This is a genomic window from Pseudomonas sp. GW823-FHT02C02, from assembly GCF_058797635.1.
In genome coordinates this window covers 286,101-302,849 of sequence record NZ_JBXAJV010000002.1, presented here as the reverse complement: position 1 = coordinate 302,849, position 16,749 = coordinate 286,101, and the positions used below count along the sequence as shown (strand labels likewise).

13 protein-coding genes are annotated in these 16,749 nt (G+C 59.5%); 3 read left to right on the top strand and 10 right to left on the bottom strand.

Annotation, left to right across the window (positions count from 1 at the left end; all coding sequences use genetic code 11):
- Positions 1–39 precede the first annotated feature (39 nt).
- Both AC1ROI_RS04065 and AC1ROI_RS04060 read right to left on the bottom strand, forming a co-directional pair.
- Positions 40–1,233 carry an efflux RND transporter periplasmic adaptor subunit gene (locus tag AC1ROI_RS04065; protein ID WP_102595555.1) on the bottom strand — a complete coding sequence of 398 codons (1,194 nt, stop codon included), beginning with the start codon at positions 1,231–1,233 and terminating at the stop codon, positions 40–42.
- Positions 1,234–1,282: 49 nt separating this feature from the next.
- Complete coding sequence (locus AC1ROI_RS04060) at positions 1,283–2,530, bottom strand: TolC family protein (protein WP_102595556.1); 1,248 nt, start codon at positions 2,528–2,530, stop codon at positions 1,283–1,285.
- Between the two features lie 410 nt (positions 2,531–2,940).
- Here AC1ROI_RS04060 and AC1ROI_RS04055 point away from each other — a divergent pair, with 410 nt between their 5' ends.
- On the top strand, positions 2,941–3,615 hold the full coding sequence (locus AC1ROI_RS04055; RefSeq protein ID WP_010458829.1) for a heavy metal response regulator transcription factor: 675 nt from the start codon (positions 2,941–2,943) through the stop codon (positions 3,613–3,615).
- Positions 3,612–5,021: a heavy metal sensor histidine kinase gene (locus AC1ROI_RS04050; protein ID WP_102595557.1), complete on the top strand. Its 1,410-nt coding sequence runs from the start codon at positions 3,612–3,614 to the stop codon at positions 5,019–5,021. The genes AC1ROI_RS04055 and AC1ROI_RS04050 overlap by 4 nt, the downstream gene beginning before the upstream one ends.
- A gap of 126 nt (positions 5,022–5,147) precedes the next feature.
- On the opposite strand, the gene AC1ROI_RS04045 is transcribed toward AC1ROI_RS04050, so the two are convergent.
- Genes AC1ROI_RS04045 through AC1ROI_RS04020 form a run of 6 tightly spaced genes read right to left on the bottom strand, consistent with a single transcriptional unit; the run spans position 5,148 to position 11,085 of the window.
- Positions 5,148–6,890, bottom strand: a complete 1,743-nt coding sequence (locus AC1ROI_RS04045; RefSeq protein ID WP_010458827.1) for an ABC transporter substrate-binding protein — start codon at positions 6,888–6,890, stop codon at positions 5,148–5,150.
- A 48-nt stretch (positions 6,891–6,938) separates the two neighbouring features.
- Positions 6,939–7,211 carry a DUF2160 domain-containing protein gene (locus AC1ROI_RS04040; protein WP_010458826.1) on the bottom strand — a complete coding sequence of 91 codons (273 nt, stop codon included), beginning with the start codon at positions 7,209–7,211 and terminating at the stop codon, positions 6,939–6,941.
- 10 nt (positions 7,212–7,221) lie between these two features.
- Positions 7,222–8,022: a carbohydrate ABC transporter permease gene (locus tag AC1ROI_RS04035; protein WP_010458825.1), complete on the bottom strand. Its 801-nt coding sequence runs from the start codon at positions 8,020–8,022 to the stop codon at positions 7,222–7,224.
- A gap of 8 nt (positions 8,023–8,030) precedes the next feature.
- Entirely contained in the window at positions 8,031–8,897 is an 867-nt protein-coding gene (locus AC1ROI_RS04030) for a carbohydrate ABC transporter permease (RefSeq protein ID WP_102595558.1), read from the bottom strand.
- Positions 8,894–9,991: an ABC transporter ATP-binding protein gene (locus AC1ROI_RS04025; RefSeq protein ID WP_077748734.1), complete on the bottom strand. Its 1,098-nt coding sequence runs from the start codon at positions 9,989–9,991 to the stop codon at positions 8,894–8,896. The genes AC1ROI_RS04030 and AC1ROI_RS04025 overlap by 4 nt, the downstream gene beginning before the upstream one ends.
- Positions 9,991–11,085: an ABC transporter ATP-binding protein gene (locus tag AC1ROI_RS04020; protein WP_010458822.1), complete on the bottom strand. Its 1,095-nt coding sequence runs from the start codon at positions 11,083–11,085 to the stop codon at positions 9,991–9,993. The genes AC1ROI_RS04025 and AC1ROI_RS04020 overlap by 1 nt, the downstream gene beginning before the upstream one ends.
- Positions 11,086–11,459: 374 nt before the next feature.
- Between AC1ROI_RS04020 and AC1ROI_RS04015 the strand changes: the two genes are divergently transcribed.
- Positions 11,460–13,307 (top strand): sigma-54-dependent Fis family transcriptional regulator, encoded by a 1,848-nt coding sequence (locus tag AC1ROI_RS04015; protein ID WP_102595560.1) that lies wholly within the window; start codon positions 11,460–11,462, stop codon positions 13,305–13,307.
- Between the two features lie 216 nt (positions 13,308–13,523).
- Here AC1ROI_RS04015 and cysS read toward each other — a convergent pair whose 3' ends face one another.
- Together cysS and AC1ROI_RS04005 are read right to left on the bottom strand one after the other, a co-directional pair.
- Positions 13,524–14,906: a cysteine--tRNA ligase gene (gene cysS, locus AC1ROI_RS04010; RefSeq protein WP_010458820.1), complete on the bottom strand. Its 1,383-nt coding sequence runs from the start codon at positions 14,904–14,906 to the stop codon at positions 13,524–13,526.
- A 15-nt stretch (positions 14,907–14,921) separates the two neighbouring features.
- Positions 14,922–16,619, bottom strand: a complete 1,698-nt coding sequence (locus tag AC1ROI_RS04005; protein WP_102595562.1) for a glutamine--tRNA ligase/YqeY domain fusion protein — start codon at positions 16,617–16,619, stop codon at positions 14,922–14,924.
- Positions 16,620–16,749: the final 130 nt, after the last annotated feature.

Genomic DNA, 16,749 nt, shown 5'->3' with positions numbered 1-16,749 from the left:
GAACCTTCCACGGATTAATGGGCGTCTTCAGCGCGCTTTTTAATGACTGTGCTCGGCCGAGGCTTTGCCCAGTTCCGATTTGAGAACGAAGCTGCCAGCGCTGGCGACTTGCACCCCGGCGTCCAGCCCTTGAGTGACTTCCACCAAACCGGCCGCGCGGCTGCCCAACTCCACCGCCTGCGCCTTGAAGCCATCGTCAGTGCGCAAGAACACCGTGGGTTTGTCCTCGACGGTCTGGATAGCGGCTTCCGGCACGGTGACCCTGGCCTGACGGCTGTCGGTCGCTACACGCGCCGTGACGAACAACCCCGGACGCCACGAGCCCTGCGGATTCTCCAGGGTCACACGTACGGTGGCCGTGCGGGTCTGTTCGCCGAGCAGGCTGCCGACATAGGCCACCGTGCCAGTGACCTCGGCGTTGAGTTCCGGCGCGCTGACGGTGACGGCTTTGCCCACTTGCACCTTGTTCAGATCCTTGGGCGAAACGCCGAACGTCACCCAGACCCGCGACAGATCCGAGAGCGTGAAGGCCGCCGTGGTTTCATCGACTACCTCACCCGGTGCCAGGTGTTTTTCCACCACCATGCCGTCGAACGGCGCGCGCAGTTCATAGCGATTGCCGCCGGTGGCGACCACGCTCCCGCTGAGCACGCTGATTTTCTGTCGGGCGTTGTTCACGGCGATTTCGGCTTCTTCCAACGCCTGTTTTGCCTGCAACACGTCCTGCTCGGCGGATATCTTGTCTTCCCACAGCTTTTTCTCGCGCTCATAAGTGGTGCGGGCCAAGGCCAAACGACGTTGCGCGGCCGCCTGTTCGCTACGCTGATCGGAAATCTGCTGACTGGCGATCACCGCCAGCAACTGGCCCTTTTTCACCGGCTGCCCGAGGTTGACCGCCACCGACTCGACCACCCCGGGAACCCGCGGTACAACGTGGGCGGTGCGATCCTCGTCAAAGCGCACTTCGCCCGGGAACGACAGGCCGGAACTGATGCTCTGCGCCCGCGCTTCGACCAGTTCAATACCCGCCGCCGCAATCTGTTCGGCATTCAACTTGATGCGCCCTTCTTCGCCATGCTCGCCCTCGGCTGCCGCGTTTTCTTCAGCGTGATCCGCGTGTTCGGCCGCTTCATCGGCGTGGGCCTCAAGCGGTGCCTTGCCCGCCCACATCGAACCGATACCCATGCCCAGCACCAACGTCGCCACCACGACACCCATCAGTTTTTTATCCATGGAAACTCCTCTGCGCCGTACCGTCGCGCAGTGATCAAAAGGGTGAAATTCAAGGGTTGACGACGAGGTCGCCGAAGATCCGTTCGATGCGCACGCGAGCGTCTGTCGCCTCGCTGACGGCCTGGATGTATTGGCTGCGGGCGCTGATCAGAGTGCGCTGGGCATCGAGCACGTCGAGAAAACCGAACTTGCCCATTTCGAAGCCGCGCGTGGCGCTCTCAACCGCATTTTGTGCGGCGGGCAGAATGGTCTGGTTGAACGCCTGGACTTCGCCGTTGGCGGTCTGCCACTGCTCAAGGGTGGTCTGGATTTCAGTGCGCAAGCGCAGTTCGGTGGCGTTGCGCAGATCCCGCGCCTGATCGGTGCGGCGTGCCGCCGCCAGCACGTTGCCCTGATTGCGGTTGAACAGAGGAATCGGCATCGACAGGCCGACGACGTTGACCCGCTCACGCTCGGTTTCGCTGTATTGGCTGCCGATGCTCACGGTCAGGTCGGGGATGCGCAGGGACTTTTCCAGCCCCAGCGACGCTTCGCGCTGGTTGATCTGGAGCTTGGCCAGGCGCAGCTCGGCGGTCTCGTCGAGACGCTCAAGCAAACGGGTCGGCGGCGGCACTGTCGGCAGGTTTTGCGTGGCGGTCTGTACGGTTGCCGAGGTCGGCAACGGTGCGCCCATGACCTGCGCCAGTTGTTGATAAGCGTTGGCCTGATCGCGCTCGGCGCGGCTCAGTTCCAGGCGTACTTCCGAGCGTTGCACATGCGCCCGCGTGCCTTCGACCGGCGACGACTTGCCCGCCTCGATTCGCCCCTTGGCCACGCGCAAGCCATCCTCGGCCAGTTGCAGCGACTGGCGGGACAGTTGCAGTCTTTGCTGCGCGGTTTGCGCGCGGTTGAACGCCTGAATCACATCGGCGCGCAAGGCATTGCGCTTGCGCTCCAGTTCGATCCCGGCGGCATCCTGGGCGCGGCTGGCGACATCGATCCGCGCACCGCGCTTGCCACCCAGCTCAATCGGCTGGCTGAGCATCACAGTGGTGGTGCGCGAATTGCGGCGGGTGTCCTCGGCTTCCCACGACAATTCGGGATTGGGGATCAGTCCGGCCTGTTTGCGCTCACCCTCAGCGATGCCAATTTCCCATTGGGCCGCGGCCAGATCCGGGTTGCCGGCAAAGGCTGTTTGCAGGGCCTGATCCAGGGTCAGGGTCGATGCCCCCGCAAGGCTTGTACTGGCCAACAACAGAATGCCGCTGGCTGTTTTTTTCAGGCGTGACCGCGCCGTCAGGTGTGTTAAACCGGGCAATTGGAAGTCTTCCTTTATTCAAGAATCTTTGATGCCGCCACGGTAGGGTTTTGAACTTATCGACAAGGTGACAGGACCATTACAAATCCGTTATCCACGGTTGGCTGAAGTTGTTTTGTTCTAGGATGCGAAGTGCACCAGGGCTTTGTCGCAATGTATGGAAACAAATACTCGGCACTTATCTGCCGAACAGCACTTGCTGGATGCAATACATGGCTATTGACGCATTCTTGCTGCGACAGGCTGTCGCAGACCGCCGATTTAAAGGCTTCGGACGTTGACCCTGTAGCCACTACAGCCTTTACCGTATCCGCCATTCAGTGATCGAAACTCATTCGGACCCTCTACAAAAACAACAACTTCCCGCTCAACTTAATTAAATATCCCTTAAATAAAAGTGGTGATAGATCATGCGAATCCTTGTCGTCGAGGACGAGCTTAAAACTGCCGAATACTTGCATCAGGGTTTGACCGAAAGTGGTTATATCGTTGACCACGCGGCCACCGGCGCGGATGGATTGCATCTGGCGCAACAGCAGGCCTATGACCTGATTATTCTCGACGTGAATCTGCCGGAACTGGACGGCTGGGACGTACTGGAACAACTGCGCCGCACTCACTCCACCCGGGTGATGATGCTCACGGCGCGCGGGCGTCTGGCGGACAAGATTCGTGGCCTCGATCTGGGCGCGGATGATTATCTGGTCAAGCCGTTCGAGTTTCCCGAACTTCTCGCACGGGTGCGCACCCTGATGCGCCGCAGCGAGAACATCCCGCTGCCACAGGTACTGAAAGTCGCCGATCTGGAACTCGACCCCTGCCGTCATCGTGCGTTTCGTGGCAAGCAACGCATCGACCTGACCACCAAGGAGTTCGCCCTGCTGCATCTGTTGATGCGCCAGTCCGGCGAGGTGCTGACACGCACGCAGATCATTTCGCTGGTGTGGGACATGAACTTCGACTGCGACACCAACGTGGTCGAAGTGTCGATCAGGCGTTTGCGGGCAAAGATCGATGACCCGTTCGACAACAAGTTGATCCACACCCTGCGCGGTGTCGGTTACGTGCTGGAGTCGCGGGAATGAAGCCGGCCAGCCTGTCGATGCGGCTGGGGCTGACGGTCAGTATTCTCGGCGCGCTGCTGGTGGTGTCCCTGGCGATCCTGGCGTATTTCGCACTGACCCATGAGCTGAACGCGTTATCCAGGGACAGTCTGGAGAAGAAGATGGAGCAGGTCGAACACAGCCTGTCGCTGTACACCGACACCGGCGAAATCAGTGCGAAACCGCACATTCTGCTCGATCAGGTCATGGGCCATGACAACCTCACGCTAACGATTTACGACCGCAGCAACCTGCGCACGCAACTGCTCAAATCCGGCACCGGCTTGGCCGATCCACGACTTGAATTGAAGGTGGTGCGGGCCGTCAGCGACGAGTTGGCCTACGCCACCAGCACTGACGCCGAGGGGGCGAAATTCCTCACGGCGTCCAGGCTGATCAGCCTCAAGGACGGCACCCGTGTCCCGGTGCTGTTGTCGATGGACAACGCCCACAATGAGGCCTTGCTCAGCGCCTACCTGCGCTCGACCCTGATTGCCTTGCCGTTGCTGCTGATCTTTATCGGACTGAGTGCCTGGGGTGCGGTGCAGCGTGGTCTGGCGCCGATGCGCGAGTTTCGCAAAGTGGCGGCGATGGTCTCGACTCAGGATCTGGATCATCGGCTGTCGGTGGTGAATATGCCCCAGGAGCTGAGTGAGTTGGCGCAGGGCATCAACTTCATGCTGCATCGCCTCGATACCGGTGTGCAGCAGTTGTCACAGTTCTCCGATGATCTGGCGCACGAGCTGCGCACGCCGATCAACAATTTGATGGGCAAGGCGCAGGTGACGTTGTCTCGCGAACGCAGCGTGGATGAGTACAAGGATGTGCTGGTGTGCTGCACTGAAGAACTGGAGCGCGTGGCGCGGATCGTCTCGGACATGCTGTTTCTGGCACAGGTCAGTCACCCGTCGGCACTCGTGCCGTTCGAGTCGGTTGCCCTGGAAGAAGAAGCCTGGAAAGTCGCCGAGATGTTCTTCCTGTCGGCTCAGGACAAGCAGATCCATTTGAACGTGGTCGGCCGTGCGCGGGTGATGGGTGACCGGTTGATGATTCAACGGGCGATCTCGAATTTGCTGTCCAACGCGCTACGCCACTGCCCGGTCGGGAAAACCGTGACGCTGCTGATTGAGCGCGGCGCGACCCAGGTTTCGTTGCTGGTCAGCAACCCGGGCGCGGGGATTGAAGCACAGCATCTGCCGTACCTGTTTGATCGGTTCTACCGAGTCGATAGCAGCCGCTCGCGTTCACAGGGCAGCACCGGGCTGGGGTTGGCGATAGTGCGGTCGATCATGAGCCTTCATCAGGGCGTGGCCGAGGTGAAGAGCTTGCCGGGTGCGATGACGGTGTTTCGGTTGGGATTTCCTGCGGTTGATGGGGTGGAGCGCTGAGCCGGTCACACAGGCTGTGAACAACGCAGCTCATTGTGGGCGTGAGCCTGCTCGCGATGGCAATGGATCAGACGCTAAAGAAAACGGCACCTCTCGGTGCCGTTCTGCTTCACACGATCGAGCTATTTATTTACGCGCCGCCTCCCACGATTTCAGCAGTTCGGCATAACTCACGGTTTCACCCTTGGGCTTCTCGTTCGCCAGTTTCGGCTTCGGTGCACCCGGCTGATCGAACCAGTATTGAGCATCGCGCTCCGGGTTCATTTTCGGTGCGCAGGTGGCTTGAGCCTTCGAGCGTTCCAGACGCGCCATGATCGCGTCCTGATCCTTGGCCAGGCCATCCAGCGCCTGTTGCGGAGTCTTCTCGCCGCTGGCCGCTTCCGCGATGTGGCTCCACCACAGTTGAGCCAGACGTGGATAGTCCGGCACGTTGGTCCCGGTCGGGGTCCATTGCACGCGGGCCGGGCTGCGATAGAACTCGACCAGACCGCCGAGTTTCGGTGCCAGGTCGGTCATGGCTTGCGAGTTGATGTCCGACTCGCGAATCGGCGTCAGGCCGATAATGGTTTTCTTCAGCGACACGGTTTTCGACGTGACGAATTGCGCATAAAGCCAGGCCGCCAGTTTCTGCTTCTCAGGCGTGGACTTCATGAACGTCCACGAACCCACGTCCTGATAACCGAGCTTCATGCCCTCTTCCCAGTACGGTCCACGTGGCGATGGCGCCATGCGCCATTTCGGCGTGCCGTCGGCGTTCATCACCGGCAGGCCCGGTTTGGTCATGTCGGCGGTGAACGCGGTGTACCAGAAGATCTGTTGGGCGATGTTGCCTTGGGACGGCACCGGGCCGGATTCGGAGAAGGTCATGCCCGCTGCTTCCGGTGGCGCGTAGGCCTTGAGCCAGTCGACGTATTTCTGCGTCGCGTAGACCGCCGCCGGGCCGTTGGTGTCGCCACCACGGGTCACGCTGGAACCGACCGGGTGGCAATCCTCGACGCGGATGCCCCACTCGTCCACCGGCAAGCCATTGGGAATGCCTTTGTCGCCGGCACCGGCCATGGAGAACCAGGCATCGGTGAAGCGCCAGCCGAGGGACGGGTCTTTCTTGCCGTAGTCCATGTGCCCGTAGACGCGCTTGCCGTCGATTTCCTTGACGTCTTCACTGAAGAACTTGGCGATGTCTTCATAGGCCGACCAGTTCACCGGAACGCCCAGTTCATAACCGTATTTTTCTTTGAATTTCGCTTTCAAATCCGCCCGCTCGAACCAGTCGGCGCGAAACCAGTACAGGTTGGCGAACTGTTGGTCAGGCAATTGATAGATCTTGCCGTCCGGTGCAGTGGTGAACGAAATGCCGATAAAGTCCTTGAGGTCCAGGGTCGGCGAGGTGAAGTTCTTGCCTTCATTGGCCATCAGGTCGGTGATCGATTCGGTCTTGCCGTAGCGAAAGTGCGTACCGATCAGGTCCGAGTCGTTGACCCAACCGTCATAGATGTTTTTGTCCGACTGCATCTGGGTTTGCAGCTTTTCCACCACGTCGCCTTCTTGCAGCAAGTCGTGGGTCAGCTTGATCCCGGTGATTTCGGTGAAGGCCTTGGCCAGGGTTTTGGATTCATATTCGTGGGTCGCGATGGTTTCCGAAACCACCTTGATGCTCATCCCGCGAAACGGCTCGGCGGCCTTGATGAACCACTTCAGCTCTTCGAGCTGCTGCTCTGGCGTAAGGGTGGACGGCTTGAACTCGCTGCCAATCCATTTCTTCGCGGCGTCTTCGTAGGCATCGGCCCAGGCCGAAGCGCTCAGACCGCTGAGTGCCAGCATGGCTGCCAATGAAATGCTATGTCGCAGCTTATTGTTTTTGTCGAACATAGAGACCTCCTGTTTGGTTTTTGGAGCAACATTGCCGATCGATTTCGACTAGCCCCAACGCATCACAGCCAACAGCCACACCAGGGACAACGCGAACGCAACCCAGATGCTCCAGTCGGTGACGCCGATTACCAGCAAATGCAGGTAGGCGCTGCCGAGAAGACCGATAAACAGCCGATCGCCACGGGTAGTGGCAATCGGCAAGAAACCACGCCGAGGGACACTCGGCGAACGTAATTCCCAGGTCGTCATGCCCGTCAGAATCAGGCCAATGACAATGAAGAACGCCGCAGTGGGGACCGTCCAGCTCATCCATTCCATCATCAGCTCCTCAGACCCGGCCCAGGGCAAAGCCCTTGGCCACGTGGTTGCGAACAAACCAGATCACCAGCATGCCCGGCAGAATGGTCAACACCCCCGCCGCTGCCAGCACGCCCCAGTCGATACCCGACGCCGAGACCGTGCGGGTCATCACCGCCGCGATCGGTTTGGCATTCACCGATGTCAGCGTTCGCGCCAGCAGCAGTTCGACCCAGGAAAACATAAAGCAGAAGAACGCCGTGACGCCGATCCCGGAACCAATCAGCGGGACGAAAATCTTCACGAAGAACTTGGGGAAACTGTAGCCGTCAATGTAGGCGGTCTCGTCGATTTCTTTCGGAACGCCGGACATGAAGCCTTCCAGAATCCAGACCGCCAACGGCACGTTGAACAGGCAATGAGCCAGCGCCACGGCGATGTGCGTGTCGAACAGACCAATCGAGGAATACAGCTGGAAGAACGGCAACAGGAACACCGCCGGCGGCGCCATGCGGTTGGTCAGCAACCAGAAAAACAGGTGCTTGTCACCGAGAAAGCGGTAGCGCGAGAACGCGTAAGCCGCTGGCAACGCCACGCTCAGGGAAATGATCGTGTTCAGGCTCACGTAGTACAGCGAGTTGAGGTAGCCGTTGTACCAACTCGGATCGGTGAAGATCACCTTGTAGTTGGCGAAGGTGAAATCCTGCGGAAACAGCGTCAGACCGCCGAGGATTTCAGTGTTGCTCTTGAAGGACATGTTCAGCAGCCAGTAGATCGGCACCAGCAGGAACAGGATGTAGATCAGCAGTGGAATGAGCTTTCTTTTACTCATGGCGGACCTCAGCGGTTGGCGTCAGAGTGAGTCATGGCGGTGTAGAACAGCCAGGACACCAACAGGATGATCAGGAAATACACCAAGGAGAAAGCAGCAGCTGGCCCCAAGTCGAATTGCCCTACGGCCATCTGGGTCAACGTCTGACTCAGGAAGGTCGTGGCATTCCCCGGACCACCGCCCGTGAGGACGAAGGGCTCGGTGTAAATCATGAAACTGTCCATGAACCGCAGCATCACGGCGATCAACAGCACGCTCTTGAGCTTGGGCAACTGGATATGTCGGAAAACTGCCCAGGCCGAGGCCCGATCAATTCGCGCCGCCTGGTAGTACACGTCCGGAATCGCTCGCAACCCGGAGAAACACAACAGCGCCACCAGCGACGTCCAGTGCCAGACGTCCATCACCAGCACCGTGACCCAGGCGTCCATGGTATTGGCCGCATAGTTGTAGTTGATGCCCATGGCCTTGAGGCTGGCGCCGAGCAGACCGATGTCGGCCCGACCGAAAATCTGCCAGATGGTGCCGACCACGTTCCACGGAATCAGCAGCGGAATCGCCAGAATGATCAGCACCAGCGATGACCAGCGGCCCTTGGTCGGCATGGTCAGGGCGATGGCGATGCCCAACGGAATTTCGATCAGCAGCACGCAGGCGGAATAGATGAATTGCCGCAGCAGCGAGTCGTGCAGGCGCGGATCAAGCAGCACCTGTTTGTACCAGTCGGCACCGACGAAGTAGCGACTGGACTGGTCGAAGATGTCCTGCACCGAGTAGTTGACCACGGTCATCATCGGGATCACCGCACTGAACGCCACCAGCAGAAACACCGGCAGGACCAGCCACCAGGCCTTGTTGTTCTGCACCTTGTTCATGGCTGCACCTCCAGAAGGTAATCGTCCGCATAGACCATCAACCACTGCGCCGGGAAGCTGATCCAGGCCGTGCCTTCCGGTACCGGTTTGTCTTCGGCCAGGCGCACTTTCAACGGCGCACCGTCAAGGTTCAGGGTCATGATCTTGTAGGTGCCGAGGTCTTCGACGTGTACGACTTGTGCCTGCATCGCGTCATCGAACGGCTCGTCCCACACGTGCACGAACTCCGGACGGATGCCGACCTTCAGGGTTTTCCACTCGGACTCGGCGATACGCTTCTGTTGTGCGTCGGATAAAGGCAGATGCGTCGAAGCAAAACCGACGCCGCCCGGTTGTGGCTGCACCTCGATCAGGTTCATCCCCGGGCTGCCAATGAAATAGCCGACAAAGGTGTGGGTCGGCCGCTCGAACAATTCTCGCGGGGTGCCGAACTGCACTATCTGGCCGCCGTACATCACCGCGATCTTGTCGGCGAAGGTCGACGCTTCGAGTTGATCGTGGGTGACGTAGACCATGGTGATGTTGAACTGCTCGTGGATCTGCTTGAGCTTGCGCCGCAGTTTCCACTTCAGGTGCGGGTCAATCACCGTCAGCGGTTCATCAAAGAGGATGGCCGAAACGTCGTCGCGGACCAGTCCACGGCCCATCGAGACTTTCTGTTTTTCGTCGGCGGTGAGGTTGCGCGCCTTTTTGCTCAGCAGCGCCTGGAGGTCAAGGACCTCGGCAATTTCCTGCACCTTGCTGTGAATTTTCGCCTCGGCCATGCCCTGATTGCGCAGGGGGAAGGCCAGGTTGTCGAACACCGTCATGGTGTCGTAGACCACCGGAAACTGGAAAACCTGGGCAATGTTGCGCTTCTCGGGAGTCAGGTCGTTGACCACTTTGCTGTCGAACAGCACTTGGCCCTGGGACGGGCTGAGCAACCCGGAAATGATGTTGAGCAGCGTCGACTTGCCGCAGCCCGAAGGCCCGAGCAAGGCATAAGCACCGCCCTGTTCCCAGACGTGGTCCATCTCGCGGATCGCGTAATCCTCGGGGCCGGTCGGCGTGCTGGTGTAGCTGTGGGCGAGGTTCTGCAAACGGATTTCGGCCATCAGGCAACCCTCGCGATACGGCGACCCGGCGCCTGGACCAGCCGCCCCTGCGCATCGAATACAAACAGTTTATGGGTCGGGATATAGATGCGGATCGGCGCGTCGACGTCGTATTCGTGGACGCCGGGCAAGTGCAGCACCAGCAGGAAATGCTCGTTGCGCACGTGCAGGAAGGTTTCCGAGCCGCTGATCTCGGCGACCTCGACGGTCACCGCGAGTTCGAGGTCATCGTCGTTGCTCGGCACCAGTGAGATATGGCTTGGGCGCACGCCAAAACGGAACTCGCCCTCGCCCACCGGGCGCAAATCGACGTTCAACGGGAAGTGCACAAAATTGGCGAAGCTCACTTCGTTACCGGCAATCCGTCCCGGCATCAGGTTGATCGGCGGCTCGGAGAACAATTCGGCAGCCAGCACGGTTTTTGGCTGGTGATAGACCTCGGAGGATTTACCGCTCTGGACCACCCGGCCTTCGTGAAGAATGGTGGTGGTGCCACCCAATGCCAGCGCTTCGTTGGGTTCGGTGGTGGCATAAATCGCAATGGTGTGCCGGGCCTTGAACAGCTCGCGCATTTCCTGGCGCAGTTCTTCACGCAGTTTGTAGTCGAGGTTCACCAGCGGCTCGTCGAACAGAATCAGCTCGGCATCCTTGACCAACGCCCGGGCCATCGCGGTGCGCTGCTGTTGGCCGCCAGAAAGCTCCAGCGGATAGCGCTTGAGGAATTTCTCGATGCGCAGCATCTTCGCGGTTTCCAGCACTTTGCTCTGGATCAACTCGTTGGAGACACCGCCCTGGCGCAATGGCGAAGCGATGTTGTCGAAGACGGTCATGGTCGGGTAGTTGATGAACTGCTGATAGACCATCGACACGTTGCGCAAACGCACCGGGCGTTGTGTGACATCGACACCGTTCATCAGGATCCGGCCGCTGTCGGGCTTGTCCAGGCCCGCCATCAGGCGCATCAGACTGGTCTTGCCGGACAGCGTGCGCCCGAGCAAAACGTTGAAGGATCCGGGTTCGAAACTCAGGCACGCATCGTCGATCCAGGTCTGGCCCTCGACGGTACGGCTGACGTGCTCCAGGGTTAATGACATGGCTCGGCCTTTTTATTATTTGGAGTCAAGCGACCCAGGCTGTAGAGCGAGTTTCATGCCAGAAATTGCAAGCTATTGATCTGCTTTGAAAATGTTTGAAGTGATGACAAATCAACGTTCGTTGCTGAACAGAAATGAACAACGGCGACTGAACAATTGAACAATCCAGCCGTTGACAATGAACAATAGTGAACAACACTCTACGGATGCTTTTTGCCTTCCCGCGAGCAAAAACCTGTGGGAGCGAGCCTGCTCGCGATAGCGGTGGATCAGTCGACATCAGTATTGACTGACCCACCGCTATCGCGAGCAGCTCGCTCCCACAAAGGAATACCTATAACAACAATAAAAGCGTTATTCAGAGGCTGACTGTCATGGCCGCACCTGCCCCCGTTTTGTCCCACGACACCATCATCCAGGACTCCTGGTCCCGTTGCCGCGCGTTCGGCCTCAATCATCAAAGCGCACCGGCGTTCGATCAGTTGCCTGCCGATGGCATCGCCCAGTTGCTGGAAAGCCAGCATTCGCTGGTGCAGACCACGCACCAGGAAGTCCTGCCGTATTACGAAAACATCCTGAGCAATTCCAATTGCCTGATCATGCTCGCCGACAATCAGGGCCAGGTGCTGACGTCCTGGGGCACCCAGCGCTTCATCGAGCCGAGCCTGACCCGCGGCTTTAGCGCCGGGGCCAGTTGGATGGAGCGTTGCAGCGGCACCAACGCCATCGGCACCGCCCTCGCCTGCGAGCAGGCCGTGCATATCGAACACGATGAACACTTCCTGAAAGCCAACCGCTTCATGACCGGTTCCGCCGCGCCGATTTTCGATGCTGAGCGCAAGGTGATCGCGGTGTTGGACGTGTCCAGCGACAGCTACCTGCCGCCGTCCCACACCCTTGGCATGGTCAAGATGATGAGCCAGACCGTGGAAAACCGGCTGATCCTCAACCTCTTTCACGGCCAGCATTTTCAACTGACCTTCAACACCGGGCTGAACAACCTCGACAGCCAATGGGCCGGATTGTTGATCTTCGATGAAACCGGCCAGGTGCTGTCGGCTAACCGCCGGGCTGACAATCTGCTGGGTATCAGCCTGTCCCGGGTCAGTGTCGAGAGCCTGTTCAAGGTGTCGTTGCTGGAATTGCTGAACCAGCCGGAAGGCCTGCCTTTTGCGTTGCAAGCCTCCGGGCGCAACCGTTTTCAATGCCTGTTGAAGCGGCCGAAACAGGTGTCGATTCAAGCTCGACTGTTTTCTGAGGCCAAGAGCGCGGAACCGCCGGCGACCATGCCCGCCACAATCAGCCTCAGCACCTTGCATTTCGGCGACAGTCGCGTGGAAAAAGCCGTGCGTCAGGCCGAGCGTTTGCTGGAAAAAGATATTCCGCTATTGATCCACGGTGAAACCGGGGTCGGCAAGGAGGTCTTCGTCAAAGCGCTGCATCAGGCCAGTTCGCGAAGCAAACAACCGTTCATCGCCGTCAACTGTGCAGCGATCCCCGCCGAACTGGTGGAGTCCGAGCTGTTTGGCTACGAGAAAGGCGCATTCACCGGTGCCAATCAGAAAGGCAGCATCGGACTGATCCGCAAGGCCGACAAAGGCACCCTGTTCCTTGATGAAATCGGTGACATGCCATTGCCGACACAAGCTCGCCTTCTAAGGGTTTTGCAGGAACGGTGCGTGCAACCGGTAGGCAGCAGCGAGTTGTTCCCGGTGGACATCCGCATCATTTCCGCGACCAACCGTTCGTTGCGCGAGCAAGTGCAGCTCGGGCGGTTTCGCGAGGACCTTTATTACCGAATCGGCGGTTTGACCCTGGAATTGCCGCCGTTACGGGAACGCACAGACAAACAGGCGCTGTTCAAGCGCTTGTGGGAACAGCATCGCGAGCCATCGCAGTGGGCCGGGTTGAGCCGTGAGGTGATGGAGTTGTTCGGCCGTCATCCGTGGCCGGGGAATTTAAGGCAGGTCAGCAGCGTGATGCAGGTGGCGCTGGCCATGGCCGAAGAACAACCGGTGCGGCCGGAGCATTTGCCGGATGATTTTTTTGTCGATCTGGAGATGGAGCCGGTGGATTCGCCGGAACCGCTGGCGGTGGATTTGAATGATGCCGAGGATTTGAACCGGTTGTTGCAGGCGGCTGGGGGGAATATTTCGCACCTTGCCCGGCGTCTTGGCGTTAGCCGCAATACTCTTTACAAGCGGTTGCGCCAGGCTGATTGACGAGTGAGCACTCGTGGCTGGGGCCGGCTGGAGACCCTTCGCGGGCAAGCCTCGCTCCTACAGGGGCACGTCGTTCGCCAATATTGTGTACGACGCGACCTTGTAGGAACGAGGCTTGCCCGCGAAGGCGCCAGATCAAACACCACATAACCTCGCGGACTGCCCAAAAACAAAAACCCGCACAAGGCGGGTTTTGTTTTGCGGCATTCGAAGCAGTCAGTCAGCCAACCGCCAGGTCGTGCCGCCCTTCCCGTCTTCCAGCACAACGCCCATCGCGGTCAACTGGTCGCGGATACGGTCGGACTCAGCCCAGTCCTTGTTGGCACGGGCGGTCAAACGCGCCTGAATCAGCGCATCAACCTCAGCCGCATCCACGCGCCCTTCAGCGCCGGCCTGCAAGAAGTCATCGGCCTCAAGCTGCAGCACGCCCAGCACGCTGGCCAGTTCCTTCAAGCGCGCCGCCAAACCTGCCGCCGCATTGAGATCGCTCTCGCGCAGACGGTTGATCTCGCGAACCATCTCGAACAGCACCGCGCAGGCTTCCGGCGTGCCGAAGTCGTCGTTCATCACCTGGGTGAAACGCTCGACGAAGGCTTCGCCGCCAGCCGGCGCCACGCTCGGCAGGCCTTTCAACGCATGGTAGAAACGCTCGAGTGCGCCTTTGGCGTCCTTGAGGTTGTCTTCCGAATAGTTGATCGCGCTGCGGTAGTGGCTCGACACCAGCAGGTAACGCACGACTTCCGGGTGGTACTTTTCCAGCACGTCGCGAATGGTGAAGAAGTTGTTCAAGGACTTGGACATCTTCTCGCCATTGATGCGAATCATGCCGCAATGCATCCACGCGTTGGCGTAGGTCTTGCCGGTGGCCGCTTCGCTCTGGGCGATTTCGTTTTCGTGGTGCGGGAATTCGAGGTCGCTGCCGCCGCCATGAATGTCGAAGGTCTCGCCGAGGCAGCAGGTCGACATCACCGAGCACTCAATGTGCCAGCCCGGACGCCCGTCGCCCCACGGCGAAGGCCAGCTCGGCTCGCCCGGCTTGGCGCCTTTCCACAGCACGAAGTCCAGCGGGTCCTGCTTGGACTCATCGACTTCGATCCGCGCGCCGATGCGCAAGTCTTCGATTTTCTTGCGCGACAGCTTGCCGTAGCCCATGAACTTGGCGACGCGGTAGTACACGTCGCCGTTGCCCGGTGCGTAGGCGTAACCCTTGTCGATCAGGGTCTGGATCATGGTCTGCATGCCAGCGATGTGATCGGTGGCCCGCGGCTCCATGTCCGGCTTGAGGATATTGAGGCGCGCCTCGTCCTCATGCATCGCGGTGATCATGCGTTCGGTCAGCACGTCGAACGGTTCGCCGTTCTCCTTGGCCCGATTGATGATCTTGTCTTCAATGTCGGTGATGTTGCGCACATACGTCAGGTTATAACCGCTGAACCGCAACCAGCGGGTCACCAGGTCGAACGCGACCATGCTGCGGCCATGGCCAATGTGGCAGTAGTCGTACACGGTCATCCCGCAGACGTACATGCGCACATTGTTGCCATCCAGCGGCTTGAAGACTTCTTTGCTCTTGGTGAGCGTGTTGTAGATCGTAAGCACTTTAGTTTCCTTGAATCACTGGCCCCACGAATCACGCAAGGTCACGGTACGGTTGAATACCGGAGCACCTGGTTTCGAGTCCTTGATATCCGCGCAGAAGTAACCTTCGCGCTCGAACTGGAAACGGTCTTCCGGCTGTGCATTGCCCAGCGAGGGTTCAGCACGACAACCGGTGAGGACTTGCAGCGAGTCAGGGTTGATGTTGTCCAGGAAACTGGCGCTGTCTTCGGCCTTCTCAGGGTTCGCAGAGCGGAACAGGCGATCGTACAGACGCACTTCGCACTCGACGCTGGCCGCGGCCGGCACCCAGTGCACCACGCCTTTGACCTTGCGGCCTTCAGGGTTCTTGCCCAATGTTTCCGGGTCGTAGGAGCAACGCAGTTCGACGATGTTGCCCTCGGCGTCCTTGATCGCTTCGTCGGCACGGATCACGTAGCTGCCGCGCAGACGCACTTCGCCGTTCGGCTCCAGGCGCTTGTAGCCTTTCGGCGGCTCTTCCATGAAGTCTTCACGGTCGATGTAGATCTCACGGGCGAACGGCAGAACGCGCATGCCCATGTCTTCTTTCGGGTGGCACGGCAGTTCGAGGTTCTCGACCTGGCCTTCCGGGTAGTTGGTGATCACGACTTTCAGCGGACGCAACACGCACATGGCGCGCGGGGCGCTGTGGTCGAGGTCGTCACGGATGCTGAATTCGAGCATGCCGAAGTCGACCACGCCGTCGGAACGGTTGGTGCCGACCATTTCGCAGAAGTTGCGGATCGATTTCGGCGTGTAGCCACGGCGACGGAAGCCCGACAGCGTGGACATGCGCGGATCGTCCCAACCGAAGACGTGCTTTTCATCGACCAGTTGCTTGAGCTTGCGCTTGCTGGTGATGGTGTAGTTCAGGTTCAGACGGCTGAACTCGTACTGGCGCGGTTTTACCGGGACCGGCAGGTTCTCGAGGAACCACTCGTACAGCGGACGGTGGCTTTCGAACTCCAGGGTGCAGATCGAGTGAGTGATGCCTTCGATGGCGTCCGACTGACCATGGGTGAAGTCATAGTTCGGGTAGATGCACCACTTGTCGCCGGTCTGGTGGTGATGGGCGTGACGGATGCGGTACATGATCGGGTCGCGCAGGTTCATGTTCGGCGAGGCCATGTCGATCTTGGCCCGCAGCACGCGTGCGCCGTCCGGGAATTCGCCGGCACGCATGCGGGCGAACCAGTCGAGGTTTTCTTCCACGGAGCGATCACGGAACGGGCTGTTCTTGCCCGGTTCGGTCAGGGTGCCGCGGTATTCCTTGGCCTGTTCAGGGCTCAGGTCATCGACGTAGGCCTTGCCGGCCTTGATCAGCTCGACGGCCCAGTCGTGCAACTGGTCGAAATACTGCGAGGCATAGCGCACTTCGCCGGACCATTCAAAGCCCAGCCATTTGACGTCGCTTTCAATCGCGTCGATGTATTCCTGGTCTTCCTTGGCCGGGTTGGTGTCGTCGAAACGCAGGTGCGTGACGCCGCCAAATTCCTGGGCCAGGCCGAAGTTCACGCAAATCGACTTGGCGTGACCGATGTGCAGGTAGCCGTTGGGCTCAGGCGGGAAACGGGTGACGATCTGCGTGTGCTTACCCGAGTCCAGGTCCGCCTGGATGATCGGGCGCAGGAAATTGACCGGCACGGCAGGGCCGGTCTTGGAATTCGAGGTAGGGTCGACAGTGGGCTTGCTCATAGGATCCTTGAACGTACAAGTGCGCGGCCAGTTGGCCAAATCAAAGCGGCTGTTAAAACAAAGGGGCTTATCATAGCCGATGCCGTCAAGTCGCTGACAGAGCAGGCCCGAAAACGGCTGCATTTAATCG